The following is a 561-nucleotide window of genomic DNA, read 5'->3' on the forward strand; positions in this document are numbered from 1 at the left end:
GAGGATGCGCAGCCAGGCGGTGGCGTCGTCGCGGCCGCCGAGCCGGGCGAGGGTGAGGTGGGGTCGGAACCGTGCGCCGTCCGGGGCGCAGCCCGCCGCGTTGGCTGCCGAGCGCGTGCCGGCGGCGAGGGCGTGAAGGGGTCGGTGCTCGGCCTGTTCGATGCCGGCCCACAGGACCTTGGCCCGCTCGACCGAGGGGAACGCGCCCGCCCCGGAAAGTCGGAGCCGGAACGGATCGTGCTTGCGCGCCACTGCCGCTAGGCGTTCGGTGAACTCGTCGAGTCGCCAGTCGTCCACGTCCGGGCAGAAGGTCAGGGTGAGGTGCCACTGCGACGGGTTGGTCCACGCCAGCCCCGGCCGCGGCTCGAGGAAGGCCTCGAGCTGCTCTCGAACTTCTTTCGGCGGCAACACCGCCACGAACATCCGATGCCCCATCCGTCCACGGTGGCCCACTCGCGCGCCTTTCTCAAGAGGCGGGCCCACTGGCCACGCTCGACAGGCCGACGATCACGCTCCCCCGATCCACATCCCCAGCATCGCCGCGGCCACGGTCGCGAGCAA

1 protein-coding gene is annotated in these 561 nt (G+C 72.2%); it reads right to left on the bottom strand.

What is annotated here, in order from left to right:
* Positions 1-435 (bottom strand): RNA 2',3'-cyclic phosphodiesterase (thpR, locus tag G6016_RS15275; RefSeq protein ID WP_241730364.1); only part of this gene is annotated, 435 nt, incomplete at its 3' end.
* Between the last annotated feature and the right edge of the window lie 126 nt (positions 436-561).

Source organism: Dietzia aerolata, from assembly GCF_014144865.1.
GTDB lineage: Bacteria > Actinomycetota > Actinomycetes > Mycobacteriales > Mycobacteriaceae > Dietzia > Dietzia aerolata.